This is a genomic window from Wolbachia endosymbiont (group A) of Barypeithes pellucidus (genome assembly GCF_964030885.1).
Taxonomy (GTDB): Bacteria; Pseudomonadota; Alphaproteobacteria; order Rickettsiales; family Anaplasmataceae; genus Wolbachia.
Genome location: NZ_OZ034985.1, coordinates 305,679 through 331,603 on the forward strand (window position 1 = coordinate 305,679; position 25,925 = coordinate 331,603).

Sequence of the window (25,925 nt, forward strand, 5' to 3'; positions counted from 1 at the left end):
CCCAGACACTGGGATCCAGGAATTTTGACTGGGCACTAAGTTGGTAAGCATAAAAGTGGCTGATCTTATGTTAAAACACAACGTTCTTGATGAGATTACGGCAAGGCTGGATTCCAGTGTCAAGCACTGGAATGACACCATTTGCTGTGCAGTTTACCTTCAAGAATGAATGTTCGTACAGTTGTGGATTCATTCGCGGTATCTCTAGGCTCTGTGGACAAAAAATATGAAAAGAGAGAAAAAGATGGTAGTTTAGCTTAATAGGTAAAAAATGGAGAAACTACCATATGCAATATTACATCAAAGAGGAAAATTGGAAACAAATTTTAGAGTTCATAAAAAGCGTAAAAGGAATGCATAGCAAAGATGAAAAACGTTTAAGAATATTCATAGAGGCAGTGTGGTACATAGTCCGAAGTGGTTGCCAATGGAGACTTTTACCAAAAACTTATGGTAATTACAGGAGTATACATAAGCGATTTAAAAGATGGTGTGGAAGAGATGTCTGGGAAAAATTGCTTGAATATACTAAACAAGAGCCTGATTTAGAAGTTGCTATAATCGACGGTACGATCATCCGAGCCCATCCATGTTCATCTGGATATACAAAAAACTCCAAGGATCAAGAAGCTTTAGGGAGGAGCAAAGGTGGCTTTACAACTAAAATACATGCGCTTGTCGATGCACTTGGAAATCCACTTAAATTTACTCTGACCCCTGGTCAAAGAAATGAGATTACACAAGCAGCAACATTAACTGAAAGTGTCTATAATACCACTGTAGTGGCTGATAAAGGCTATGACAGCAATGCTTTTGTTACGAGTCTTGAAAGCAAGGGATGTACAGCAGTTATTCCTCCGAAGCGTAATCGAAAAGTGCAGAGGGGTTACGATAAACACATTTATAAAGAGCGTCATTTAATTGAGTGTTTTTCGGTAAAATTAAGAACTTTAGGCGTATTTTTTCCAGATTCGATAAAACGGCTGAGGTTTTTATGGGTTTTCTAAATTTTGTCGGGGCTCTTGTATGGCTTCTCTAAAATTTTGTCCACAGAGCCTAGGTGATAATGCAGTATAAATATTTGATATTTATTAATATTAATGCACTTACATTATATATAAAATTTTTAATTCAATTCATCATCACCTACAGCATCAGCAAGCCAAACACTTCCCTTTTCCGTTGAGCATCATAAAGCTTTTTCTGTATACTTCTACAATCTTTGCCTCTTTTCCATGAGAGTTTTTATTGCATCTTTGTCATAAGATGGGCACAAACCTTTTTTGCCATAAATATGCCTTGATTATTCTTTTTACTCTCGAATAAATTACTATTGATTTTATAGTATATATTATTAATAATTTAAACAATACAACCATTTCCAGCAACCAAAATCAGCAAGCGTGAGAGCTTTTTATTTTGGAATCGGTTGGTCTGGGCACTGGGATGACAGGGAAGGAAGGCACTACCGTCTTGGATGGAAACCAGTGTCAGCTACTCGGATGATACCTTTTTTCTACTTAGTTGTATTAAACAAGACTTGATCTGACACTTTAGAAAAGTAAGTTATAAAATAATAAAAGAAAGGAGTGTTAGATATGAGTACAATACAAGCAAAAATACTAAAACCAAAGTTAGGGTTATTAGAGCTAGCAAAACAATTAGGAAATGTATCTCAAGCGTGCAAAGTAATGGGCTACTCAAGAGATACGTTTTATCGATTCAAGGAATTATATGAAAATGGAGGAGAAGAAGCACTGCATGAGATAAGTAAGAAAAAATCACTTATGGCAAACAGAGTTTCCGAAGACATAGAAAGAGCAGTAGTAAATATCGCAACAGAATTTCCAGCATATGGACAACAAAGAGCTGCAAATGAGCTGAGAAAAAGGGGTATAATAATTTCCGAAGGTGGTGTAAGATCTGTATGGCTAAGAAACGATATTGAAACGTTCAAAAAAAGACTTAAAGCTCTTGAAGCGAAGGTTGCACAAGATGGCATAATTTTAACTGAAGAGCAACTTGCAGCTTTAGAGAAAGTGAAAGAACAAAGGGAAGCACATGGTGAAATTGAAACAGAGCATCCTGGTTACTTAGGTTCTCAAGACACTTATTATGTAGGCAATATCAAGGGTATAGGAAGAATCTATCAGCAAACTTTTATTGATACCTATTCAAGGGTTGCTATGGCAAAGCTTTATACAGACAAAACTGCAATTACTGCTGCAGATCTTCTTAATGATAGAGTCATACCGTTCTTTGATGGACAAAATGTACCATTATCCCGCATTTTGACTGATAGGGGTACGGAATACTGTGGCAAACCAGAAAATCACGCTTATCAGCTATATTTAGGAATTGAAAACATTGATCATTCAAGAACTAAGGCCAATTCACCACAAACTAATGGCATATGTGAGAGGTTTCATAGAACTATGCAAGATGAGTGTTACAATATTATCTTTAGAAAGAAAATCTACAGTTCTTTGGAAGATTTGCAGATTGATGTTGATCATTGGTTGCGTTCTTACAATGAGACAAGACCTCATTCAGGTAAGTATTGCTATGGCAAAACACCGATGCAGACTTTTCTTGATAGCAAACATATTGCTTTTCAGAAAAATATTAGTAGCATCAAACAAGAGACTGATATTAGTTTTAACTACCTCAATCCTTCTGTCAGTTAATTCTCACCTGTCAGATTAAGTTGTGTCTAGTACAAGCGGCTGTTTGTGCTATCCTATCGGACACTGAAGGAACACATAAAGTTCTTTGTCCTCCCGTATCTTTCGGTATTGCAACAGCTTTTACTGGCTCAGGAAAATAACTTCCGGATGACATCCGATTCCATAGTTTGTACAAATTATCTTTTAGATTTTCCTCAAACTTTGTTATCGAGACCTCATCTACACCTGCAGCACCTTTATTTTTCGATACTTGTTTATAAGCTCTCCAAATAAGTTGCTTCGGTATATCAAAAGACTTTGTTTTATTCATTAATTCCTCCCATTACGGTTGACAAAATAATTAAAACTAAATAACTCAGTCCCTTCGCTCCATTTCCATTACAGAAACTTCTTCACTACTACAAACTGATCCGCCCCTGTTTTCCGCATCGGTACTCTCATCCTCAGAGATCTGCTCTTTGGACTTCTTCCTTATCATCGAAACGACAGGTTCCCGTAGTTCCATGCAATAGCCTAAAATAGATTCACGCCACTTTTATGCCGGACGCCACCTACCCAGTAAACAAGCTCCCGGTAGATTTATCCCAGATTAACGACTACCCCCTGGTTTTGACGTCGTCTCTACGCTTTCGACACTTCATCAGTGATTCACTTGCGTTCGTCTTTCTATTTCACACATGACACATAATTGTGCCTTTTCCATAACGCTCACTACCTTAGCTCTTTACCAAAGCAGCTTATGGCTGTTTGAAGCCTGCTCTTGTAAACCGGCTCCGAGGAGCCCTCCCTCATCTATTGCACAGCTTCAACACTTCCCGTGTTTCTACGGCGCACTGTCATCTGCGTATCTAATTACATTCACTCCACTTCTGATTTTGCTTCTTCTTTTACTACCTAGTTTACCAAATCGACTTTCTAATAGTTTTTCAAGACCATTTAAGGTAAAATTAGCTAGTATTGGAGAGATTATACCACCTTGCGGGGTACCTGCAGTTGTGGGATACAGAGTTTTTGACTCTAGGAAGCCAGCTTTTAACCAGCTATGAAGAATTTTCTTCTCCATAGGAATATGCTTTATAAGCCATTCATGGTTAATGTTATCAAAACATCCTTTGATATCACCTTCGAGTATCCATTGAAGTTGATTGCGACTTGCCAATAACAAATGGCTAGCGACAATAGCATCTGCGCAGGATCTTTTGGGTCTAAAGCCGTAGGAGTGTCGGTCACTGATTGTTTCAGCTACCGGTTCCAACGCCAGCAGATATAATGCTTGCATGGCTCTATCTTTTATCGTGGGTATTCCAAGAGGTCTTCTTTTGCCATTAGACTTACTAATGTAAATTCGTTTTAGCGGAGAAGGTTTGTATCCTCTTTGTTTTAATAGCTTTATTCCTTGAAATTTTGTGTTGCAAGTTGACCATAGTTGACGATCTATACCTGCTGTGTTTTTTCCTTGATTTTCAGTCACTCTCTTAACAGCCAAAGCTTTGCCACTAAAAGAGCGTGTGAGCAGATGTTGTAAAGCTTTCACCTTACCACATCTTCCTTGTTGAACAGCCTTAACAATACGTCTTTGTAGCCTCATAACAACTTTTTGACATTTCTTCCAGGGTAACTGGTTCCATGTTTCGGTGTTGTTGGTAGGTGCACTTACAGTTTTACTTGTAATCATCTGCTTTCCTACCTTAAGTGGTTGACAAAGTTTCTTGTCACGAGGGACCAAATGGAAGTCTGCTCGTTTTCACGCGAATTAATGTTACAAATTCTATCCATTTCGTTACAAAATAGCATTCGCTTTCTCCATTTTCCTTTACCTGCACATCCATCAGCATTCCTTGCGGTTTGCTTGCCATGTAGGCGGAAATACAGGCTTACCCTGTTCCTCCAGTCATACAGCAGTGGGTTAGGTGGCTTCTCTATACCGGTGGAATTATTATTTGCGTACATCCAGAAATGAAAAATGTAACTTATCCACATTACCTTTTGGTCAGAGCTTATCAGCATCTTTAGCTCTTTCATCGTATCGGTACTTATAAAGCTTCACTTAAGTTCACCATACCACTTAGCCTAGCCCTCCAACCACATGATGCTTGCAGTTTATGCCATTCTTACGATTGAGCATCTTCTTTTTTAAGAGGAGGTTCATTGTCCGCATCGCTCGGCACCAACCGGTTGCCCGATTCGCACTAATACGTAGACTCAGATGGCAAAACATCTGGTTTAATAAGTTTTAGAATCCTTTCAGTTTCTTTCTGAAGGAATTCCTCTCCATTTAAACAATATGACCAAAGACTTTCAGGTCGCACCATTTCTGCTATATATCTATTTCCGTGAGAATCCTTGCAGAGAACATCAACAATACTTTGTTTATCAGAGGCAACTTCGGGATCCATAATAGTGCTAAGAAACTCAACTTCTTGTATTGCATTTATCTCAGTAAACCCTAAAATATCGTTCAAAAAGTGGATCAGGATATTCTTATTTTTTTCCGTTCCAAAGATTTTTTTGAAACACAAATCATTGCGAGGATCGAGAAATTTTGAAAGAGCCATAGCAAAAGTGCTTAAAAATATTAATAATTATACACTATTATTAATAATTATTCAATCATATTTTTGAAGATAGCTATAGCTAACGCGTCATATATTTTTAACTTACAACTGCCACGAACCGTCATACCGCGATTCATTCGCGGTATCTCGGCATAGATTCCGCTGCGAACCGTCATACCGCGATTCATTCGCAGTATCTTAGCCGCTAACACGTAGCGGGATGACGAGGTTATCGTCATGCTGCCGCGAACCGTCATACCGTCACGGTATCTCTTAGCATAGATCCCGCTAACACGTAGCGGAATGACGGTTTTTCAAATTGTCGGTAAATCTAAGTCAGTTTAGCTATAGGCAGCAATTTTCTGTATTTACTTTAAATTGAAGAAAGCTCAAATGAAAGATCGTGTTTTGCTAAAAACCACAGAATGCAGTCTGGTTACATCACTAGTGCCTAAAGTGATCTCCTTTATCCTCTCATCTGCTAGTATTTTTAATTCCTTACCGTATCTATAATAATTTCGCTTTATAACGTATAACTCATCAGCAGAAGAAGAATCTAATTTAGGGTAATATTCGTAATTGCAATTTTCTTCGATGTCCTCAATGCTTATAGATGATGCTAAAAATGGAGACAAAACTAATAGTAAAATAAGTAAAAAGCTTTTCATATCAATTATTTAAACTCAATTGTGTTATAAATATATTAATAGCGAAAAAAGAAAAACAAGGTTTAATTTTCTTTTTTATTTGCGATTTATCTATTAATTAACCGTGAAAGGTTACGTGTAATGCTCCTTCACATAATTATCAATAATTGCCTTAAATTCTTCAGAGACATTATCACCTTGTAAAGTTTTGAAATATTTGCCGTTTTTGTAGACTGCTGAAACAGGTTTTTCTCCATATCCAGGCAAGCTGATTCCCAAATTTGCGTGTTTGCTTTCTCCAGGACCATTTACTATGCATCCCATAACAGCAATGCTCATATGCTCTACACCTGGATTTTTTTTCTTCCACATCGGCATATGAGTTTTTATATAGCCATTCACCTCTTCAGTTAATATACGAAAACGATCGCTACTCGTGCGCCCACAACCAGGACATGAATTAACCTGAGGGTTAAAGTGTCGCAAGCCTATAGACTGCAATATTTCCTGACACACCACCACTTCATTAGTACGCGATTCACCAGGACGTTGAGTCAAAGAAGCCCGTATGGTATCTCCAATGCCATTTTGCAATAAATAAGTAAGCCCTGCTGCGGTATTTACCACACCTTTATTGCCCATACCAGCCTCAGTTAAACCCAAATGCAGTGCATAATTGGAAGATTTTGCAAGTGCCGTATAAACTAAAATTAAATCTTGTACTTTGCTAACTTTACATGAAATGATTATTTTGTTTGAACTTAGACCAATTTCTTCAGCTTTTTTTGCACTATCAAGAGCAGACATTACAAGTGCTTTGCGCAGTATAACATCAGAAGGCCTTGAATTACTAAGCGAAGAGTTTTCATCCATCAGTTTTTGTAAAAGGTATTTATCAAGACTACCCCAATTTACTCCAATTCTAACCGGAAGAGTATGCATTATTGCATACTCTATAACCCTTTCAAACTTCTCATCACGTTTGTGGCCAAAGCCTATATTGCCTGGATTGATTCTAATTTTACCCAGCATTTTGATGTTGTCTGGATAATCTTGAACTAATTTATCTAGCTCATACTGACCACAGCCTACCAATATTTTACCGTCAAAACCTTCTTTATTTATCTCTTCTACTATATAAGGTATTGCTCTTGCTACCTCCTCTGAATTCAAAGCAATCCGTACTAACTCTGAACCTGCACGTGCTAGTTCTGTTATCTCTTTTGCATAATGTTTTGCGCTACTTTTTATATTATCAGAATCTATATGCACGCCAAGCGCCATAGATTGTACAACTACAGGATTATTTCCACCTATCTTTACTTTTCCAACTTCTACAACATGAGTTTTGTGCCTGGAAATCGGCGATAATTCATATGCATCATCATTCAATATTAGGTCTTTATCTAGCATATTATTAATTGTGATACTATTTTACTGTGTCAGCTACACTGCCAAATGAACTCGAACCATTCAAACTATAAGCATCTACGTTATCCAAATTAGCAATAGAATCATGTGAACATGTTCTTTTTGATGGAGTTTTTTTTATAGTGATATTCATAGGAGAAACTTTTTTTTCTCGTGTTGAAGTAATTTTTTTTCCTTCTTGTTCATGCTGCTCACTTTCATACTGCTTATTTTCATACTGGGAAACTGGCTCTTGATCTATAAATACAGCACCCCTTAAACGCGCGATATTAATACCATGCTGATTTATCATAGCGCTCTCTTCATCGTCGACTATGCAAGCTTCCATGTCATTTGGCTCATTATCAAGACTAGCAATTTTTTTCTCTTTTAATTTTTTGATTAGATCTTCTTTATTTATAGCTCGATCTTGTGACTTTTTTTTCTTGAGCAATTCCCTACGCTTCTCATACAGTTTATATGACTCAGCAAAATCCTCATCTGTATGAAAGTTTGCACCACCAGGGTTACCAGGAGGTATGTATTTCTTACTGAGCTTTACCTTAGACTTAGCTTCAGCACTATGCACAGTAAAAAAGCTAGAAACCAAAAACATTAATATAAACAAAACTTTAGAAAAAATCCTGAGCATATGGTGCTATAGTAAATATAGTGTTTTAAAAGATAGCAATTAACAAACTTTAAGTAAACCAGAATCTTTACTAACTTTACAATAATATGTCACAAATATTTTTCTAAAAAGTGATATGTTTGCTATCAAAAAACCTACATAGGCTAAGAGAAGAGTAAGGTGTTACAAGCTATGTAACACCTCCTCAAGAAGAGTGTTATGCAGCTATGTTTACAGATTTTTGTAAGCCATCCACTTTTAAGTTATCCAGTTTTTCAGAGATACCAGCGTCATCTGCATTATTAAGTTTTGCGTCTGGCGTATCTTTAGACAAGTTCTTTTCTTTCTCCTTTTCAAGTTTAACTCCCTGATAGATGCAGAATGCAACAAAACAAGTTATCGCTATTGCGGCAACAGCACTGACTATGATACAAGTTGCCATTACTTTTTCTTGCTCCCCTACTGCTTCTGTAAGTGTTTCCACTTTTTCTTCCACGTCTGCGAGTCTTTCTTGCAAACCGTCTAAATACTTTTGTATACTTTCGAACCGTTCAGCATCGATCTTTTGAGTTGCCTGCAATTCCTCTAACCTGCTAAATGCAATTTGAAGTTGATCAGCGTTGATCTGTTGACCTTTTTGCAATTTTTCTAGTGCACTGAATGCCTTTTGAAACTGCTCAGCATCCACCTGTTGAAGTTTTTCTAGTGCTTTTATTGTCGATTCATTAGAACCGAAAAAAAAATCATGAAGCCAATTTGTTGACATTTTTACCCCCTAGTTAATTAATATATTATAATTTTACATTCCCAATGTTTAAGTTATTATTAAATTAACTGTCATTATGTATTGACCTTTTAATAATTTTGTTTGACTTGCTTTTTGAAAGTGCGGAAACTTAAATTAAGGTATTTACAAGGTTGCAAAAAAAGAAGCCCTGTTATTCAACCAATATCTCTCTTTTCCCTGAGTAATTTGGAGCGCTGATAATACCTTCCTTTTCCATTCTTTCAACGATGTTTGCAGCTCTGTTATAGCCTATTCTAAGTTGTCGTTGAATATAACTGGTTGAAACTTTTTGATCTCTTTGAATGATGGCCACTGCTTGGTTGTAAAGGTCGTTTTCTTCATCCTCTGTTTCACCTTCTGATTCCACAGAAGAATTTTCATCTTCTTTGGTGATTTCCTCCATGTAATTCGGCTCACCTTGCATTTTTAGATGATCAACTATATCTTGCACCTCATTATCACTTACAAATGGGCCGTGAACTCGAATGATCTTACCACCAGAGGCCATATAGAGCATATCACCCATGCCGAGCAATTGTTCAGCCCCTTGTTCGCCAAGTATTGTGCGGCTATCTATCTTAGAAGTAACAGCAAAACTGATTCTTGTTGGAAAGTTTGCCTTTATCACACCTGTTATCACATCCACGGATGGACGTTGTGTTGCCATTATGATGTGTATTCCTGCAGCACGAGCCATCTGAGCTAAACGTTGAATAGAGCACTCTATTTCTTTACCGGCAACAAGCATTAGATCTGCCATTTCATCCACGATCACTACAATATATGGAAATGTCTCCATCTTGATTGGTATTTTTTCGAACAAAGGTTTGCCTGTTGTTGAATTAAAGCCAATCTGCACAACGCGCTCCAATTCTATTCCACTATTCATCGCTTCTGTGATTTTCTGATTATAGTTTATTACGTTGCGCACATTCAAATACGACATCATGCGATAACGATTTTCCATTTCTTTCACTATCCACTTAAGAGCGACTACAGCCTTTTTTGGCTCTGTTACCACTGGCGTTATTAGATGCGGTATTGCATCATATATCGAAAGCTCAAGCATTTTGGGGTCGATCATTATCATCTTACATTCATCAGGACTTAATCGATAAACGAGTGAAAGAATCATAGTGTTAATCGCAACTGATTTACCCGACCCTGTGGTTCCAGCAACAAGCAAGTGGGGCATTTTAGTCAGATCTGCAATAACTGGTTTTCCGCTTATTTCCTTGCCAAGCGCAATTGGAAGATTTAAGTTTGCATTCTGGTATTCTGGGGATTCAAGCAAATCACGCAGCATTACAATTTCTCGTTCCTTGTTCGGCAACTCTATTCCCATAGCATTTTGCCCACGAATTATTGAAATACGTGCAGAGAGTGCACTCATTGAACGTGCAATATCATCTGCAAGGCCAATCACTCTTGCAGATTTCGTGCCAGCTTGTGGTTCAAGTTTGTATAAAGTCACAACCGGCCCATAGCATACACTGATAATTTTTCCTTGCACGCCAAAATCACTCAGGACTTGTTCCAGCAGAGATAAATTTTTATTGCTCTCCATTTTATTCAGCTGCTTTCTCTGCAAAGACTCCTCTGCTTTAGAAAGTAAATGAATGCTTGGAAACTCGAACTCACTGAAAATTTCTTCGGTAGCTTTTTTCTGTCTTTCTTTTGGTTGTTGTTTAGTAGTGATTTTAGTTCTATGTTTTTCTTCTACTACTAATGGTGCAATTGAATACTCAGCAGTTTTATGTGATCTGAAGAATGGAACATTTACAAATAAGTAAGCTATTTTTTTACATAAGAAGAATAGAGAGTAAATTGTTCTCTTCCAACCAACCGATCCTATAAGACCTATTGATGTTACTATCACAAATACATAAAACGGGCAGTTATTAATTAGTGCATTCCCTATTATTCCACTGTGTCTGTACCTTGCAGTGATGCCTAGCGAAAGTTGTGGTAGTATAGCACATATCCCTAAATTGATTAATATTAAATAGAGAATTTTTAGCAGCCTTTTTGATGGCCTGAAGATCAACAAGTAAACTATGGTTGTAGCTATTGTAACACTAGTTAATCCAAGAAATTGAACCAATATATCAGCTAAATATGAACTTACTATTCCACCTAAATTTGTCACTTCCTCATTTGTGGCTGTGTTTAAGGAAGGATCTTTATAGTTGTAGCTAAAAACTGATATATATATATATATTAAGAGTGATAGACATACTGCTGCTTTTAGATATCTTTTTAGCATCTACTTAAAAGTAGTAATTCATTGTATATTGTACAAAGCGAATTGCTATTAGCAATATCATTATAGATAAATCTAATCCGTTGAACGGTGGTATGTATCTTCTGATAATTTTCAGTGGTGGATAAGTCAACTGATTCAAGGTGCGCATTATGCGATTGACAGTATCATTATACACGTTCACTATATTAAGCCTAATCAGCAAATCTAGGATAATCCAACATATTAGAATGAAGCTATAAAAATCAAGTAACGTGTTGAGTAGATATATGATTGGATGCATAGCTTTGCTTTAATTGACTATATTGCACTTGTATTACATGAAAGGTTAAAAATCAAGTCTTGTAGCAATTATACACTTTTATGGTATTACAGGTATAAATGATAAATTACCAGTATTTTTATTAACAGATATATCTACAATTTTTGAGCTTGGATCTTTTGCTGTTTCGTAAAATTGTTCAGCTTTTTTTAACATTAATGTTGCATCTGCAAGCATAACATAAGTGTAAAAACTGTCTGGAACAATCAAAAAATCTTCAATATATTGATCGTATGAATAAAGGTTTACAGCCAACTCTAGTGTCTTACAAATTTCTTCAGAGGTTAAATTAGCAACTCCTGTATCGGGGCAAAAGCCAACTGCCCCTTCATTAGGATCAAAAAATATATATTTACTATTTTCTGCTTTATACACCAACATAGAATGTGCAGAGCTTACGTTATAATCATTATTATCTATGGGGTAATCGCTATCACTATTGGAGGTGTAATAGGAATTATCAGTACCATTCTTTTTACAGTAAGTACCACAAGCAAAGATAAATTCTAAGTAGCGTTCTGTTCCTACATCCTTTAAAGCACGTTTGACTTGTTCTTGATCAATGTTAACTTGTCTTCTCATCAAGGATGAATCTTTACATAGTTGATCGTATATCATTTCATCATAAAATGATTCTCCTTCACGCCTGTCAATGCTCTGAACATCAAGAACAGGTAAGCATTGCGCTAAAACCTGTATTGCTAATAACTTAGTCGTTTGTCCTTGTCCTGTATCAACATAAGCTATAAAATCTTGCTCAGATACAACATATTCATGCTTGAGAAGCTTAGCAAAATCTTCTTTATTCTTTAGTCCTATAGCAGTAATAAAATAATTTAACGGATGACATAGCCCTTCTTCGGGGTCAAAACCCAAAGTTTCTTCAAATCTATTCTTCAAGTTCATGCTTTTTGATATGTTGCTTGACATAAAATGATTCAAATCAAATCGGATAGCTTGCTTTCAAACAATTCCTCGTATTGTTCTTCAGGTGATAAAACTGGTACTTTATATGAATATCTACCATTTTTTCTACGTATACCTTCTACATCTTTAATAATGCCTTGTTTTACGTTTTTACTAATGGTAAAGTTATTTTTACGATCTATCATATTTTTTTCAGGTTTAAGTTCTTTTTGGTAGTGTAATTTAAAAATGTTACTATTTCTTGTCCTGAAAAAATTCTATCAATTTCTTCATTTTCAATTTTGAAAAATACCTGAATTTGAGATTCATTTTTGAAAGTATAAACCTTTAATATATTAGACTCAGCAATATTACTAACATATTCCTTAATATACTCCTTAACATATTTTGGCATAAACATATTCCTAAAATTTCAACTATATAAATTAATAATATCATAATTCATGCTGTTTAAGTAATCAATATTTTAATTTAATATTTTAATAAAAAAATATTAAACTTAATTTATTATGCTAATATTTAATAAAATTAATTAAGGAGAAATGTTTAGTAATCTTTTTACTATAGCTGACCCAAGCAAGGTTTCCCCATGTCATACCGCCGCGGTATCTCGGCATAGATTCCGCTAACTATAGTAGTTTCTAAAATGAATGATAAAATTCCATTATGGTACTACCAACTAAAAGCTGCAAGTCTGTATAGTGGTGCATTAGAGGTCTGAGGCGACTTTTGATGGTGTGCCAACAATGCTCTATCGGATTTAGATCTTACTTTTACCCACAATTTTGAGAGGTTATGATGTGGTGCGCCAAGAAGTGCTTGGAGAACAGTTGGTGAAAATCCAACACAAACAAAGTCTAGCCAACAGTTTGGAACAGACCACTATGTTGCATGAGGTAACGAGTGTAATAGAGCTAGTGGGATGGACAATGCAGGGTACAACGAAAGTGAAGGGATTGAGTTCCGAAATACCTGAAGACATAGAGGTCGACATTTTCATGGCCATGGAAGACAGCATGAAGGATAACGTAAAGGCAAGTTATCACTCACTCTATCGGGATCTGAGACCGTGCCATGTATTGAAATGGACTTCAAGTGAACTTGGGAGATCCTATGCATTCCTACAAAGGTACGCTGGAACAAGTCAACAAAGGCAAGAACTAGCGGAAGATGCAGGGGAAGTCGGACTGATTGATAGTACTCAGAATGTGGGAAAGCCACGTACAAGGGGAAGCGATCAGCAATATAGTAACTGGAATAGGGATTGCTAGGCCAATACAACGGAGGTTGGAATAACATGCAAAATAAACTAAACCAGATAGCAGTAAGAGCAAAGCAAGATAAGCGACTAAAATTCACATCGTTAGTCCATCTGATAAATACAGAGAATCTTGCGAGATGTTATAAAGAACTGAAGCGTAACAAGGCTTGTGGAGTAGACCAGATAACAGTGGAATCATACGGAGAAAATCTGAATGAGAAACTCGAAGTGCTAGTAGAAAGTATGAAGAGGAAGCAATATCAACCACAACCAGTAAAGAGGGTATATATACCGAAAGCTGGAAGTAAAGAGAAACGCGGACTCGGAATACCATCGACCGAGGATAAATTAGTACAGATTATGCTGAAGAAGATATTAGAAAATATTTACGAGGCAAACTTTCTGGACAGCTCATATGGATTTCGACCTGGAAGAAACTGTCATCAAGCGGTAAATGCACTAGATAAAGCAGTTATGTACAAGCCAATAAACTACATTGTAGAAGTGGATATCAAGAAGTTCTACGATAATATACAGCATAAATGGCTAATGAGATGTCTAAGGGAACGAATAACTGACCCAAATTTGCTGTGGTTAGTAAAGCGGTTTCTCAAGGCAGGGATAGTCGAAGCTGGAAATTATGAAGCAACAAAACAAGGTACACCCCAAGGTGGTATAGTAAGTCCTGTATTAGCAAATATATACTTACATTATGTGTTGGATTTATGGATAGAAAAGAAATTTAAACCAAGATCCAGAGGATATATACAACTAATAAGGTTTTGCGACGATTTTGTGGTTTGTTGCGAAAGTAAGGTAGACGCGGAAGAATTTCTGGAATTACTGAAACAAAGGCTAAATAAATTTGGGTTGGAAGTATCTGAAAACAAGACCAGAGTAGTAAAGTTTGGCAAGAGGGAGTGGCAACAAGCGATAAGAGAGAAACGAAGGACGGAAAGTTTCAATTTTCTGGGGTTTACGCACTATGGTGCAAAAAGTCGTCGTGGTAGATTAATAATGGGACATAAAACCTCAAAGTTAAATCTAGCCAGAAAACTAAAAGAAATCAAGGAGTGGTTGAAAATAGTCCGCGGAAGTATTCGACTTAAAGATTGGTGGCAAGTACTGAAGGCTAAATTAACAGGACACTATAACTACTTTGGTATTAGCGGAAATTATTGGTGTTTGAAACAATTTTACACATCAGTAAGAAAGCTAGCATTTAAATGGATAAATCGGCGTAGTCAGAAAAAGAGTATGACCTGGGAACAGTTTGTACACTACGTAGAAGTAAATCCATTACCAAAGCCAAAAATACATTTTTCTTTATATGCATAAGAGGGACGACTGTGAAAACTAATATTGATGAGCCGTGTGCGGGAAATCTGCAAGCACGGTTCTTTAGGGGGAGTTGTAGTAATAAAACTCAAACGAGAGGAGTAAAGCTACAGCTTCTACCGAACAAGCATAACAATGCTCTCCTTAAGGTTTTCATAGCCCCGCCATAGAGTCATAGACCCTGGTAAATTATCACTTTTTCTATTCATAAATCCACCCAATTTTCCTAACCAAATAATAGCTTGTTTTATGTTTGGAGGTTCTTCGGGTAATGTTGCTACCCGATACTCACGCATGTAAAGGACCTTCCACTCTTCGTTGCTTAAAATTTTAGTACAAGTTTCCATGGGATTTGATAAAGCCACTTTTGTCAAATATAAAATTTTAAACGCGATTATACTTTTTATAGCAATTAACTTCTGTAATCTTTCTTTTGTAGCTAAGCGAGAGCTTTCTATCTTACATCCTGATTTTAAAATCCTAAAATACTCTTCAATTTTCCATCTTAGCTTATACCAATTTATCTTTTCTATGGCATCTAAAGTATGGTACATTAGTTAGTAGAGTCCAGTCGACAGCTTCCAATCCATCAGGAGCTTTTGCACTTACCACATATACAGGGACTTATTTTATGTATTGTATCTTTTGACCCATAAATGGAAGAAGATCTGATAGGCTTTCATATACTTAACTTCAATATTAGCTTTCCTTGATCTCTGGTTTTCACCTTTAGTAACTTCTAGAGAAATTTTCTTTTTTACTGGCAGTTGAGTGATGCGTGTTTGCAAATCTGTTTTTCCGACTTCAGTACAGATAAATCTTCTATTAGCTCGATTGCGGATTACATAAAAACTACCTAACGTCTCAGCCACCCATAAAAATTTGAAGATGTCTGCTTCCCTATCACCAAAAGTTGTACATTTGGAGGAAGGTTGTTTATAGTTTCTTTGAGAGCTGTTATCCACTTATAACTTTCTTTTTCTTCTATGGAGGTACGGTATTTTCTGTTTGCTTTTTCTTGTACCGTTTCTTCTTCCCTAATAGAACGCGCCCAACATTGTTGGGAAGATAGACCTAAAGGTAATCCGTCTTTGCTAGGCACTATGCAACAGTAAACCCATTTTATGCTTTGTATAAGCTTTAGAAATACTGCCTAGTCTCTTGGTCTTTATATGAGAGTCAAAATCCAAATAACTTGTATCTTGAACTGAAAATACCAACTGGTTTCCTTTTATTCTTTCCTTAGTTTCTTTATAATGGGAAGAATAAATTTCCTTATCTTCAAGCTTTTCATTGCTTATATGCACCCTTACCACCCACTACAGCTAATAACTTGTTTTTATAAGTCTTTTATTAAGCCTTATATCTCCCAAATTAATGTGTTTTAACTCTCTTTCCAGCCATTTATCCCCTAAGCCATCTGTTATTAAGCCTTATATCTCCCAAATTAATGTGTTTTAACTCTCTTTCCAGCCATTTATCCCCTAAGCCATCTGTATATTGCACGCTTGTACTTGTTTCTATCATTTTGATCCTAAATTATTTAGCTTACTCACTTTTTATATTTGTGAGTAAAAGTAAGGATTTTAATATGACGTCTAATAGGAATATCGCTTAGTTTGAGTAAGCTCATAAGCCTTATTTTCTTTGATTTGTTTTGCATACAGAAGTAGCAAAGACCCATTGACGATGGTTCATTACTTTAAAGTAGCGATTCTTTATCCAACGTAATCCTTTACGGGGATGTCTTTTCTTTGCCCATTTCCATAAACTATGCCAAATTTCATTGTCGATCTTACTAAACGCTTTTTTAGCACACACATGACGGTAATAGTTTCCCCATCCTCTTAATAAAGGATTGAGTGACTTAATTACTACAGCTTATGAACTGCCTATATTTGCTTTTATTAATGCACGCGCTTTTTTAAGAAACCTCTTAATACTTTCCTTCGAGGGCGTAATAATTAATTTCTTGCTATGTCTACGTACATTACAACTAAGAAAGTCGAACCCTTTTGTAATAAATGTAATCTTTGTCTTTTCTTCTGACAGGGCTAGACCCCTCTCACGAAGGAAGAATGATACTAATGGCTTGACTTCATTTTCTAGTAACTCGCATGTGTTACCTGAAATAATAAAGTCGTCCGCGTACCTGATTAAATTTACTCCACTTCTGATTTTATCCCTTCTTCTACTACCAAGTTTACCAAAGCGACTTTCTAATAACTTTTCAAGACCATCTAAGGTAAAGTTAGCTAGTACTGGAGAGATTACTCTTACTTTTTGGCTTTTCGTTTTATTTTCTAGGCTCTGTGGACAAAAAATATGAAAAGAGAGAAAAAGATGGTAGTTTAGCTTAATAGGTAAAAAATGGAGAAACTACCATATGCAATATTACATCAAAGAGGAAAATTGGAAACAAATTTTAGAGTTCATAAAAAGCGTAAAAGGAATGCATAGCAAAGATGAAAAACGTTTAAGAATATTCATAGAGGCAGTGTGGTACATAGTCCGAAGTGGTTGCCAATGGAGACTTTTACCAAAAACTTATGGTAATTACAGGAGTATACATAAGCGATTTAAAAGATGGTGTGGAAGAGATGTCTGGGAAAAATTGCTTGAATATACTAAACAAGAGCCTGATTTAGAAGTTGCTATAATCGACGGTACGATCATCCGAGCCCATCCATGTTCATCTGGATATACAAAAAACTCCAAGGATCAAGAAGCTTTAGGGAGGAGCAAAGGTGGCTTTACAACTAAAATACATGCGCTTGTCGATGCACTTGGAAATCCACTTAAATTTACTCTGACCCCTGGTCAAAGAAATGAGATTACACAAGCAGCAACATTAACTGAAAGTGTCTATAATACCACTGTAGTGGCTGATAAAGGCTATGACAGCAATGCTTTTGTTACGAGTCTTGAAAGCAAGGGATGTACAGCAGTTATTCCTCCGAAGCGTAATCGAAAAGTGCAGAGGGGTTACGATAAACACATTTATAAAGAGCGTCATTTAATTGAGTGTTTTTCGGTAAAATTAAGAACTTTAGGCGTATTTTTTCCAGATTCGATAAAACGGCTGAGGTTTTTATGGGTTTTCTAAATTTTGTCGGGGCTCTTGTATGGCTTCTCTAAAATTTTGTCCACAGAGCCTAGATCCCGCTAACAAGCAGCGGGATGACGAATTACTATACCGCCGCGAACCGTCATACCGTCACGGTATCTCTAGATCCCGCTAACACGTAGCGGGATACTTAACCATCATCTACACCGTCATACCGCGATTCATTCGCGGTATCTCGGCATAGATTCCGCTAACACGTAGCGGTATGACGGTTGTCGTTTAACTATAAATATTAAGAAATTTACCAAACGAAAAAAAGGCAAAAGAAGCCCTAGTCATTGTCTACTTTCAGTATTGGCGTTTTTTAAGTTTTAAACACTGCAATTTAGCTGCTTTTAAATGCAACTCACCTTTGTTTAAATATTTAAGAAATTTACTAAGCAGAAAAAAAGGCAAAGAAATCCCGTGTTAGCTAGTTGTCACTCTCTAATCCTGCAAATTGGCGTACTATACTGTCTTAAACGACTTATAAGCGCGTTTCAGCTTATATAGGTAAAAACCTAGAAGTATTGTGAAGACATAAGGTGCACATAGTGCAAAAAATTAAAAATAAGACGCCAACTACGTTGTTTTCTTGCTGTTTAATCTGCACAGATGAAGATAACTGAATACCTTCAGTTTTATGATAAGGGGGCTGGCAAAGGGTGTCAAGTAAGTTTTTTCGTTTCTATTCCCAATAAAAGTTTGTTATATGGTTATGCAAGAAGTCTATTGACAGGTGATTAAATTATGATGTAGCCTATCGCCGTATATCCGGGGGTGGGTTGTTGTGAGGCTTTTTCACTTTTTATTCTTGTTAATGTGTTTTTCTCTGTATTACTATGCGGGTTTTATATTTTCGCCCTGCCCAAAAGCTACGGTTTGCTTTTCACCTGGAGAAGACTGTGCTATGCCGATAATCAGCGTAATAGATCAGTCTAAAAAATCTATCTTAGTTCAAGAATATACATTTACTCTTGGAACAATTGCAAAATCTTTGATCAATGCTAAAGAGCGTGGCGTTGATGTTAAAGTCATTTTAGATAAATCGCAACTCTACTCAAAATATAGTGTTATAAATGAATTATTTTCAGGTGGAGTACCAGTTTGGATCGATGATAAGCCAAAAATTGCTCATAATAAGATAATGATTGTTGATAATCAAAAAGTTATCACAGGGTCGTTTAACCTGAGTAAGACAGCTAAAAAAGGAAATGCTGAAAATTTATTAATTATTACAGATTATCCTGAATTGATTCAGCAGTATGTGAAAAACTGGGAGGCACGAATGTCACAGTCTTATAAATATGCTCCCAACTAATCAAGAGCACTTGCTTAAAATCAGTTCTAAAAACAGCAAGAGAGAGCTTTTTTGATTGATTGGCCTGATGATTATGATATAATAAACCAAAAGTTCAAGGAATAAGGTAATGGATTATATAAACGATGCTGCCGGTAGCTATACTGCCATTCACGATTTTTTTCAAAACAACGGTGTTGGAGATTATAAAGTTCAATGCAGTTATGGTGGTGTACCGTATGCTACTGACGAATACGTACATTCTGGCGATAAATTTTGGAGTAATAATTTCATAGACTCACATTTTGGAAGGGAAATAAAAATGTATCCTCAAAGTGAACTTTTAGCTAAAGAATACGCTGGAAATACGCTGCCAGTTTCAATATCACTAGATAAGGATTTAATAAAAATAAAGGAATGTCAGAAAAAAACGAAATTTGTGGAACTAGAAAGGGAGTCAGGCGATTTAGTGTATGATAAGCAAAAGCATGTAAAGTGTTACACAACAAAGCTATCATATGATGATGTGCATATTTACAATAACGATAAAGTTTCAACATTTAGCATAAAATACGACGTGCCAAATGATCCGAAATACAGTTTAAATATAACATTTACAAAGGTTAATGATAATAAACCAGGATTTTGGCAAAAATTTAAAAACATGTTTTAACCTGACCGTTCACTGGTTTTTACTCAATCAACCAACTACATTCTGTAATATTTGGGACGTCAAAAATTGACTTTATTTTTCTTGAGCTTTTTTTAATTTAAAATAAATACAGAAGCTTGTATCTTGAAATTTGCTGCAAGTGCAATTGCTTTCTAGCTATCTTTTATGGTATCTGTTCAGCTAAGCGGTGTGAGAGATAATATAGCTAAACTGACTTAGATTTACCGATAATTTGAAAAACAAAAATTCGTCATTCCGCTACTTGTTAGCGGAATCTATGCTGAGATACCGCGGCGGTATGACGTAGGAAAACCTTTCTTGGGTTAGCTATATCAGTTAATATTAAATTTTTATAATTAAAAAATATGCTATTTTTTAAAACTTTCATTCTCCTTGACTCTGTCAACTTCACAAAACAACTCTTGGACCAAATGTATCTGGCATAACACCTTTTGGTAACTTGCTACTTCTTTTTTTTCCGCATCTCCAACAACGGCCATTGATATTCCACTACATAAGGCTTAATTTTTGGTAGATCAACTTTTTTATGAATAATACTATGCTTCTCCTTAAATTGACCATTTCCCCTAAACGCTATTAGCTTCCTTAAAACTTACATTAATGCCTATTTTGCCTAAACTGAAGCGTTTTTTCCAATTTTTTCTAGCATCAACTCAGCAGCTTTTTGTTCAGCAATCTTCTTACTAGAAGCGCATGCAGAAACTTTACCATAATCTTCTATGCAAACTGATATAGTAAATTCAGGATTGTGTGCTGGTCCAGTTTGTTTTACAAGCTCATATTCTGGTAAAGGCAATTTGCTTTTCTGAGTCCACTCTTGCAGTGAGGTTTTAGGATCTTGAGGGGGGTCAAGCATACTTTTAGCTAGCTTTTCCCAATATTGGATAATAAATTTTTCAACATTTTCAAGCCCGCCATCAATATAAATTGCACCTATTAGTGCTTCAAGCGAGTTTTCTAAATTTTTTAGGTTACATCTTCCTCCATTGCAGCGTTCACTATTATTCATGATGATAAAACTGCCTAATTTTATCTCTTTAGCAACATTAGCAATGGTGTTGCCACAAACTAAATCCGTTTTTCTTTTTGCCAATGCTCCTTCTTTTTCTTCAGGAAATAGTTTATACAATATAGCAGACACAACCATATTCAAAACACTATCGCCTAAAAACTCCAGTCTTTCGTAGCTTACAATCTGGTTTTTGCTATTCCTTTTATTTACGCTTGGGTGAGTTAGTGCCTCTTCTAATATTGCATAATTTGTAAATTTATAATCAATGATTTTAGATATTGCATCATTCAAATTTTTCATACCCATTGTTTAAAAGAAAAGCACTTCCTACCACACTTTTATATCAGAGAATTAGTTTAGTTTTACTAAAATAATAACAACAACTTTCAAAATTAATGTATACAACCCACCACCTCACTAATGTTACTAAATCCATCCCTTCTTACTAATTCTGCAAGTTCCAGATTGATTTTATCCACAACTTGAGGCCCTTGGTATATGAGAGCAGTGTACAGTTGCACTAAAGAGGCTCCTGCCTTTATTTTTTTATATGCATCAGCACCACTTGAGATTCCTCCGCACCCTATCAATAATATTTTGCCCTTAGTAAATTTGTACATATCGCCCAATAACTCGGTTGAAAGTTTGAACAGTGGTTTGCCACTCAATCCGCCACTTTCGTTGTGGTGGGAATGCAGATTATCTCTACTTACCGTAGTGTTGCTTACTGTTAATCCGTCAATCTTATATTCCAACGCAAGCTCAGCGATATTTTCTTTCGTTTGCTGATCTATATCTGGTGAGATTTTTAATATTATTGCGGAATTATCAATTGATTTCCGGGTTAGAGTTATGGATTTCAACAATTCCGATAATTCTTGCTTATTGTGCAGATTGCGTAAATTAGGCGTGTTTGGGGATGAGATGTTCAGCACTATATAATTGCTTTTTCCATATACCATCTTTATTAAATCAACATAATCACGGATTTGGTCTTTCGATGCACTATTTTTTCCTATATTTATACCAAAAATGCAGTCATCAAGCTTGGTTTCATCTATTTGTTTAAGAAAATAGTCTATTCCTTTATTGTTAAATCCCAATCTGTTAATTACCCCTTGATTTTTAATTAACCGAAAAATTCTTGGTTTTTTGTTTCCATATTGTGGATTACGAGTTACAGTACCAGTTTCAATAAACCCAAAACCAAATGAAAGCATAGGCCTTATAACTTCTGCATTCTTGTCAAAACCTGCAGCCAAGCCTACGGGGCTTCTGAGCTTACTACCAAAAAAATTCACACTCAAAGATTCTGGTAGCTCTATAGGATTCTTATAAGGTATTTTCTTTAATGCCATGATTGCCAAAGAGTGAGCAACTTCAGGCGGCAGTAAAAACAATAAATTACGTAATATCATTTTGTAAAACACTTTGCTTATTTTTAGTTTATTTTTTACCATGAAACGCTATAAGAGTATAAACATAACTTGAAAAGAAATTGATTTTACTTATGAATAATGGACAAGCTTTCTCTATAGGTTACACACTTAAAGCTACTGTTGAATTGAGCAACTTTTACAAGATATAGAAAATGAAAGAGGCCGGGACCGGAATTGAACCGGTATAAAAGGATTTGCAGTCCTCCGCATAAGCCATTCTGCCACCCAGCCGTTTTTTATGTGTAGATATCCATTATATCTTTTAGCATAGATAAAGCTTCCTCCCTTTTGCGTTGAAAAGTGTTACGTCCAATGATTGAACCATTACCACCACCCTGCTTAATTTCTTTCGCTTCATTGCATATGTCATCTACTTCCTTCGATTCGCCACCAGAAAAAACTACTATTCTTTTCCCTGCAAAACAAGATTTTTTAACATATTCAATTCTTTTAGATAATGATTCAATATTTTCTGTTTCTATCTTTTCTTTTTCCAAATATCTAGTTGGAAGCTTTACTTTGATTATATTAGCGCCAAGTAAAGCTACTATGTGCGCAGCATAGGCAATAACATCAACTGCTGTTTCACCTTCTTTGGAAATTCCTTCACCACGTGGATAAGACCATAGCACTACTGCAAGCCCATAAGATTTGGCTTCAGCTACGATTTCACGAGCTTCTTCCATCATATCAAAACACTTGGCAGAACCAGGATATATAGTAAATCCAACAGCCAAGCAGCCCAAACGCAGCGCATCTTTCACAGAAGAGGTTATTGCTTGATCAGAAGTCAGATTTTTTGAATGTAAGGAGTTGGAACTATTAAGTTTCAAAATAAGTGGGAGCATTCCAGCATAAGTCGAAGCACCAGCTTCAATCATACCAAGTGGAGCAGCATATGCACTTACTCCCGAATCAACCGCAAGCTGAAAATGATAATGTGGGTCATAAGCATCGGGATTAACTTCAAAGCTTTTTATTGGCCCGTGCTCAAACCCTTGGTCTACAGGCAGAATCACTAACTTGCCAGTGCCACCAAGCTTTCCATGCATGAGAATACGAGTAAGGTTTGCTTTTACCCCGGGGTTTTCACTTTCGTAGTAGCTTAGAACTTGTTTTACTTTATCACTTATCACTATAATTCAAATTAAATTTAAGTTATAAATTGTAACAAAGATGAAGTTCAATACAAGGATTTTAAACTATATCAAAAGCAATTTTATTTACTACTTTATTCATATAAATTCTTAATTTCTTTCCTTTTGTTAATTTACGATTCAGTATTTCTTCCGCTAAGTAACTTTTTATCTCTTTTTCAATAAGTCTCTCTATCGGACGTGCTCCCATTTCTTTACTATAACCCATTTGTACAAGATAAGATTTCACTTCATCCTCTACCAAGCAGTTTATGCCTTTTTGCGTCAGTTGCTTTTTCAGTTCTAGGACAAATTTATCCACAATATGCAAAATCACATCCGTACTTAAGTCAGAAAAAGAAATAATCGCATCAAGACGATTACGAAATTCAGGGCTAAAAACCTGTTCTATCGCTTTTTCACTATCACCAATGTTAAAATTTTTATGCCCAAAGCCAACAAAACTTTTGCTGCGTTCAACTGCTCCTGCATTAGTTGTCATAATTAAAATTATATTGGAAAAGTTAACTTTACGTCCGTAAGTGTCTGTAACACAACCATAATCCATAATTTGTAGCAATATATTATAGATATCGCTATGGGCCTTTTCAATTTCATCAAGCAACACAACACTATATTGATTGTTAGATACAGACTCTGTGAGTAATCCACCCTGATCATAACCTACATATCCAGGAGGAGAACCAATCATCCTTGATATCGTATGAGATTCAATGTATTCGGACATATCAAAGCGTATAAGATTCATGCCCATGCTTTCTGCTAATTGTTTTGCTAGCTCGGTTTTACCAACACCGGTTGGCCCTGCAAAAAGATAATTTGCTAAAGGCTTATTGTAATTTCTCAACCCAGATTTAGCAATTTTAATAGAACTAACAAGAGATTCTATTGCCTGCTCTTGGCCAAAAATCACCTTCTCTAGATTAGCTTTTAAAGACTTTACTTTCTGCAAATCATCAGATTCAGATCCGCAAGGCACATTTGTAATTCTAGTAATGGTATTCTTAATATCTCTACTATTTACAATTTTACCCCTGTTTCTTAGCAATTTACAATATGCTCCTGCCTCATCAATAACATCAACCGCTTTATCAGGTAATATTCGCCCAGTAATATACTTATGCGAAAGTTCAGCCGCAGACCTAATGGCATTCTTTGTATAATATACTCCATGATACCCTTCATAGTAGTGCTTTATACCATCTAGTATCTTTATCGTTTCATTAACAGAAGATTCTTTAACATTAATTTTTTGAAACCTTCTCGCTAGTGCTTTATCTTTTTCAAAACTAGTGCTGTATTCTCTATATGTAGTTGCACCTATACAACGCAGTGTACCTCTTGCAAGCGCAGGTTTGAGTAGGTTACCTGCATCAAGAAAGCTACCACTTGTAGAACCTGCTCCAATGATAGTGTGTATTTCGTCAATAAAAAGGATAGCACCTGGTTTTGCCTCAATCGCTTTTATTATAGATTTTATTCTCTCTTCAAAATCACCTCTGTAGCGTGTCCCTGCAAGGAGTGATCCTAAATCCAAAGCATAAATTACACTGGACCTGAGCGCACTCGGAACACTGCCTTCAATGATCTTCAATACAAAACCCTCAACTATTGTTGTTTTGCCAACACCTGGGTCTCCAACATATAAAGGGTTGTTTTTTCTACGCCTCAATAATATTTCTATAGTGCGATTTAATTCATAATCACGACCAATAACATAATCTATTTTTTTGCTTCTTGCATAGTCATTTAAATTTTTACAATAACTTTGTAGAATTTCCTCATCTTTTAGTAGCTCACCTTTATTTACTGTAGTAGGAGCGTCATTATTTTTATCAAGTTTTACTTTATGATTGGTGGTGTATTCATCTATATCGTTAGAGTATTTCATATTAGATATATGGTAAATCAAATTGGAATCTTTCGCACTTTGTTTCTGCAATAGATCTTCAACGTAGAAATCTTGCCCAGACAAAATTTCTACTAGAACACTTGCTCCATTTATTTCTTTTTTCCCCAAGCTATGAGCCCGTATTATTGCTCTGTGTATTATGCATTGAAAGATTGAGCTAGGTTTAACTCCACTGATAATCAATTCAGAACTGCTTTGTAAAAACCCTTTTATATTATTATTATAATCATTAGCCTTAATATTGCATCTTGATAGAATGTTATCCATATTGATGATTTCATCGGCTCTGATATTACATCTTGATAAAACGTAATTTACGTCCACGTCTTTAGTTAACGCCAGCAATAAATGTTCTACTTTCGCATATTTTAGATTAAAATTAGAAGCAATGAGTAGTGCTCTATTCAAACTTGCCTCTAAGTTTTTGGAAATCATCTCCTATTCTCTTTAAAAGTGGGAACTCATATATAATGAATA

28 protein-coding genes, 1 tRNA gene and 4 pseudogenes are annotated in these 25,925 nt (G+C 35.8%); 8 read left to right on the forward strand and 25 right to left on the reverse strand.

Annotated features, from left to right (window positions below; genetic code table 11):
- Positions 1 to 287: 287 nt before the first annotated feature.
- Together ACQH1X_RS01680 and ACQH1X_RS01685 are read left to right on the forward strand one after the other, a co-directional pair.
- A pseudogene (locus ACQH1X_RS01680) lies at positions 288 to 1,039 on the forward strand (IS5 family transposase).
- Between the two features lie 559 nt (positions 1,040 to 1,598).
- Positions 1,599 to 2,687 carry an IS481 family transposase gene (locus ACQH1X_RS01685; protein ID WP_425386375.1) on the forward strand — a complete coding sequence of 363 codons (1,089 nt, stop codon included), beginning with the start codon at positions 1,599 to 1,601 and terminating at the stop codon, positions 2,685 to 2,687.
- 10 nt (positions 2,688 to 2,697) lie between these two features.
- On the opposite strand, the gene ACQH1X_RS01690 is transcribed toward ACQH1X_RS01685, so the two are convergent.
- The 13 genes and pseudogenes from ACQH1X_RS01690 to ACQH1X_RS01750 all read right to left on the reverse strand — a co-directional run bounded on the left by ACQH1X_RS01690 (position 2,698) and on the right by ACQH1X_RS01750 (position 12,623).
- The gene (locus tag ACQH1X_RS01690) at positions 2,698 to 2,997 is read right to left on the reverse strand and encodes a hypothetical protein (protein WP_425386376.1); all 300 of its coding nucleotides are present in this window, start codon (positions 2,995 to 2,997) and stop codon (positions 2,698 to 2,700) included.
- A gap of 513 nt (positions 2,998 to 3,510) precedes the next feature.
- A complete protein-coding gene (locus ACQH1X_RS01695) occupies positions 3,511 to 4,413 on the reverse strand; it encodes a reverse transcriptase domain-containing protein (protein WP_425386377.1) in 903 nt (300 codons plus the stop codon).
- Positions 4,400 to 4,543, reverse strand: a complete 144-nt coding sequence (locus ACQH1X_RS01700) for a hypothetical protein (protein ID WP_425386378.1) — start codon at positions 4,541 to 4,543, stop codon at positions 4,400 to 4,402. The genes ACQH1X_RS01695 and ACQH1X_RS01700 overlap by 14 nt, the downstream gene beginning before the upstream one ends.
- A 453-nt stretch (positions 4,544 to 4,996) precedes the next feature.
- A pseudogene (locus tag ACQH1X_RS01705) lies at positions 4,997 to 5,242 on the reverse strand (PD-(D/E)XK nuclease family transposase); the annotation flags it as partial.
- A gap of 389 nt (positions 5,243 to 5,631) precedes the next feature.
- Positions 5,632 to 5,910: a hypothetical protein gene (locus ACQH1X_RS01710; RefSeq protein WP_425386379.1), complete on the reverse strand. Its 279-nt coding sequence runs from the start codon at positions 5,908 to 5,910 to the stop codon at positions 5,632 to 5,634.
- A gap of 111 nt (positions 5,911 to 6,021) precedes the next feature.
- Entirely contained in the window at positions 6,022 to 7,302 is a 1,281-nt protein-coding gene (ispG, locus tag ACQH1X_RS01715; protein ID WP_265034798.1) for a flavodoxin-dependent (E)-4-hydroxy-3-methylbut-2-enyl-diphosphate synthase, read from the reverse strand.
- Positions 7,303 to 7,318: 16 nt separating this feature from the next.
- Positions 7,319 to 7,951: a TRP75-related protein gene (locus ACQH1X_RS01720; protein ID WP_265025927.1), complete on the reverse strand. Its 633-nt coding sequence runs from the start codon at positions 7,949 to 7,951 to the stop codon at positions 7,319 to 7,321.
- Positions 7,952 to 8,147: 196 nt separating this feature from the next.
- The gene (locus tag ACQH1X_RS01725; protein WP_425386380.1) at positions 8,148 to 8,696 is read right to left on the reverse strand and encodes a hypothetical protein; all 549 of its coding nucleotides are present in this window, start codon (positions 8,694 to 8,696) and stop codon (positions 8,148 to 8,150) included.
- A 172-nt stretch (positions 8,697 to 8,868) separates the two neighbouring features.
- The gene (locus ACQH1X_RS01730; protein ID WP_425386381.1) at positions 8,869 to 10,983 is read right to left on the reverse strand and encodes a DNA translocase FtsK 4TM domain-containing protein; all 2,115 of its coding nucleotides are present in this window, start codon (positions 10,981 to 10,983) and stop codon (positions 8,869 to 8,871) included.
- Positions 10,984 to 10,987: 4 nt separating this feature from the next.
- Entirely contained in the window at positions 10,988 to 11,263 is a 276-nt protein-coding gene (locus ACQH1X_RS01735; protein WP_341818369.1) for a YggT family protein, read from the reverse strand.
- A gap of 78 nt (positions 11,264 to 11,341) precedes the next feature.
- Positions 11,342 to 12,232 carry a hypothetical protein gene (locus ACQH1X_RS01740; RefSeq protein ID WP_425386382.1) on the reverse strand — a complete coding sequence of 297 codons (891 nt, stop codon included), beginning with the start codon at positions 12,230 to 12,232 and terminating at the stop codon, positions 11,342 to 11,344.
- 8 nt (positions 12,233 to 12,240) lie between these two features.
- Entirely contained in the window at positions 12,241 to 12,414 is a 174-nt protein-coding gene (locus ACQH1X_RS01745) for a hypothetical protein (RefSeq protein ID WP_425386383.1), read from the reverse strand.
- Positions 12,411 to 12,623, reverse strand: coding sequence for a hypothetical protein (locus ACQH1X_RS01750; protein WP_265025921.1), 213 nt, complete (start codon positions 12,621 to 12,623; stop codon positions 12,411 to 12,413). The genes ACQH1X_RS01745 and ACQH1X_RS01750 overlap by 4 nt, the downstream gene beginning before the upstream one ends.
- Positions 12,624 to 13,113: 490 nt before the next feature.
- On the opposite strand from ACQH1X_RS01750, the gene ACQH1X_RS01755 reads away from it, so the two are divergent.
- Genes ACQH1X_RS01755 through ACQH1X_RS01765 form a run of 3 tightly spaced genes read left to right on the forward strand, consistent with a single transcriptional unit; the run spans position 13,114 to position 14,998 of the window.
- On the forward strand, positions 13,114 to 13,500 hold the full coding sequence (locus ACQH1X_RS01755) for a hypothetical protein (protein WP_246433168.1): 387 nt from the start codon (positions 13,114 to 13,116) through the stop codon (positions 13,498 to 13,500).
- A gap of 26 nt (positions 13,501 to 13,526) precedes the next feature.
- A complete protein-coding gene (ltrA, locus tag ACQH1X_RS01760; protein WP_425385808.1) occupies positions 13,527 to 14,828 on the forward strand; it encodes a group II intron reverse transcriptase/maturase in 1,302 nt (433 codons plus the stop codon).
- Between the two features lie 11 nt (positions 14,829 to 14,839).
- Positions 14,840 to 14,998, forward strand: a complete 159-nt coding sequence (locus ACQH1X_RS01765) for a hypothetical protein (protein WP_425386384.1) — start codon at positions 14,840 to 14,842, stop codon at positions 14,996 to 14,998.
- Here ACQH1X_RS01765 and ACQH1X_RS01770 read toward each other — a convergent pair.
- The 6 genes from ACQH1X_RS01770 to ACQH1X_RS01795 form a co-directional block, all read right to left on the reverse strand.
- Complete coding sequence (locus ACQH1X_RS01770; protein ID WP_425386385.1) at positions 14,945 to 15,382, reverse strand: IS4 family transposase; 438 nt, start codon at positions 15,380 to 15,382, stop codon at positions 14,945 to 14,947. The genes ACQH1X_RS01765 and ACQH1X_RS01770 overlap by 54 nt on opposite strands.
- A 75-nt stretch (positions 15,383 to 15,457) precedes the next feature.
- Entirely contained in the window at positions 15,458 to 15,793 is a 336-nt protein-coding gene (locus ACQH1X_RS01775) for a hypothetical protein (RefSeq protein ID WP_425385942.1), read from the reverse strand.
- 360 nt (positions 15,794 to 16,153) lie between these two features.
- Positions 16,154 to 16,255, reverse strand: coding sequence for a transposase DNA-binding-containing protein (locus ACQH1X_RS01780; protein WP_425386638.1), 102 nt, complete (start codon positions 16,253 to 16,255; stop codon positions 16,154 to 16,156).
- The gene (locus ACQH1X_RS01785; RefSeq protein ID WP_425386386.1) at positions 16,233 to 16,355 is read right to left on the reverse strand and encodes a hypothetical protein; all 123 of its coding nucleotides are present in this window, start codon (positions 16,353 to 16,355) and stop codon (positions 16,233 to 16,235) included. Before ACQH1X_RS01785 ends, ACQH1X_RS01780 begins: the two co-directional genes overlap by 23 nt.
- A gap of 111 nt (positions 16,356 to 16,466) precedes the next feature.
- Complete coding sequence (locus ACQH1X_RS01790; RefSeq protein WP_425386387.1) at positions 16,467 to 16,649, reverse strand: group II intron maturase-specific domain-containing protein; 183 nt, start codon at positions 16,647 to 16,649, stop codon at positions 16,467 to 16,469.
- Positions 16,650 to 16,709: 60 nt separating this feature from the next.
- A complete protein-coding gene (locus ACQH1X_RS01795) occupies positions 16,710 to 17,189 on the reverse strand; it encodes a reverse transcriptase domain-containing protein (RefSeq protein WP_425386639.1) in 480 nt (159 codons plus the stop codon).
- 25 nt (positions 17,190 to 17,214) lie between these two features.
- Here ACQH1X_RS01795 and ACQH1X_RS01800 point away from each other — a divergent pair.
- From ACQH1X_RS01800 to ACQH1X_RS01810, 3 genes and pseudogenes are all read left to right on the forward strand, one after another.
- A pseudogene (locus ACQH1X_RS01800) lies at positions 17,215 to 17,966 on the forward strand (IS5 family transposase).
- Positions 17,967 to 18,724: 758 nt separating this feature from the next.
- On the forward strand, positions 18,725 to 19,255 hold the full coding sequence (locus tag ACQH1X_RS01805; RefSeq protein WP_265025859.1) for a phospholipase D family protein: 531 nt from the start codon (positions 18,725 to 18,727) through the stop codon (positions 19,253 to 19,255).
- A 109-nt stretch (positions 19,256 to 19,364) separates the two neighbouring features.
- A complete protein-coding gene (locus tag ACQH1X_RS01810) occupies positions 19,365 to 19,907 on the forward strand; it encodes a hypothetical protein (RefSeq protein WP_265035012.1) in 543 nt (180 codons plus the stop codon).
- Positions 19,908 to 20,324: 417 nt separating this feature from the next.
- Here ACQH1X_RS01810 and ACQH1X_RS01815 read toward each other — a convergent pair.
- The 6 genes and pseudogenes from ACQH1X_RS01815 to ACQH1X_RS01840 form a co-directional block, all read right to left on the reverse strand.
- A pseudogene (locus ACQH1X_RS01815) lies at positions 20,325 to 20,460 on the reverse strand (IS66 family transposase); the annotation flags it as partial.
- An 81-nt stretch (positions 20,461 to 20,541) separates the two neighbouring features.
- Positions 20,542 to 21,240, reverse strand: coding sequence for a ribonuclease III (rnc, locus tag ACQH1X_RS01820; protein WP_425386388.1), 699 nt, complete (start codon positions 21,238 to 21,240; stop codon positions 20,542 to 20,544).
- A 92-nt stretch (positions 21,241 to 21,332) separates the two neighbouring features.
- Positions 21,333 to 22,400, reverse strand: coding sequence for a quinone-dependent dihydroorotate dehydrogenase (locus ACQH1X_RS01825; RefSeq protein WP_425386389.1), 1,068 nt, complete (start codon positions 22,398 to 22,400; stop codon positions 21,333 to 21,335).
- A 138-nt stretch (positions 22,401 to 22,538) separates the two neighbouring features.
- Positions 22,539 to 22,610, reverse strand: a tRNA-Cys gene (locus ACQH1X_RS01830).
- Positions 22,611 to 22,615: 5 nt separating this feature from the next.
- Complete coding sequence (locus ACQH1X_RS01835) at positions 22,616 to 23,512, reverse strand: class I fructose-bisphosphate aldolase (RefSeq protein ID WP_425386640.1); 897 nt, start codon at positions 23,510 to 23,512, stop codon at positions 22,616 to 22,618.
- A 64-nt stretch (positions 23,513 to 23,576) separates the two neighbouring features.
- Positions 23,577 to 25,883, reverse strand: a complete 2,307-nt coding sequence (locus ACQH1X_RS01840) for an AAA family ATPase (RefSeq protein WP_425386390.1) — start codon at positions 25,881 to 25,883, stop codon at positions 23,577 to 23,579.
- Between the last annotated feature and the right edge of the window lie 42 nt (positions 25,884 to 25,925).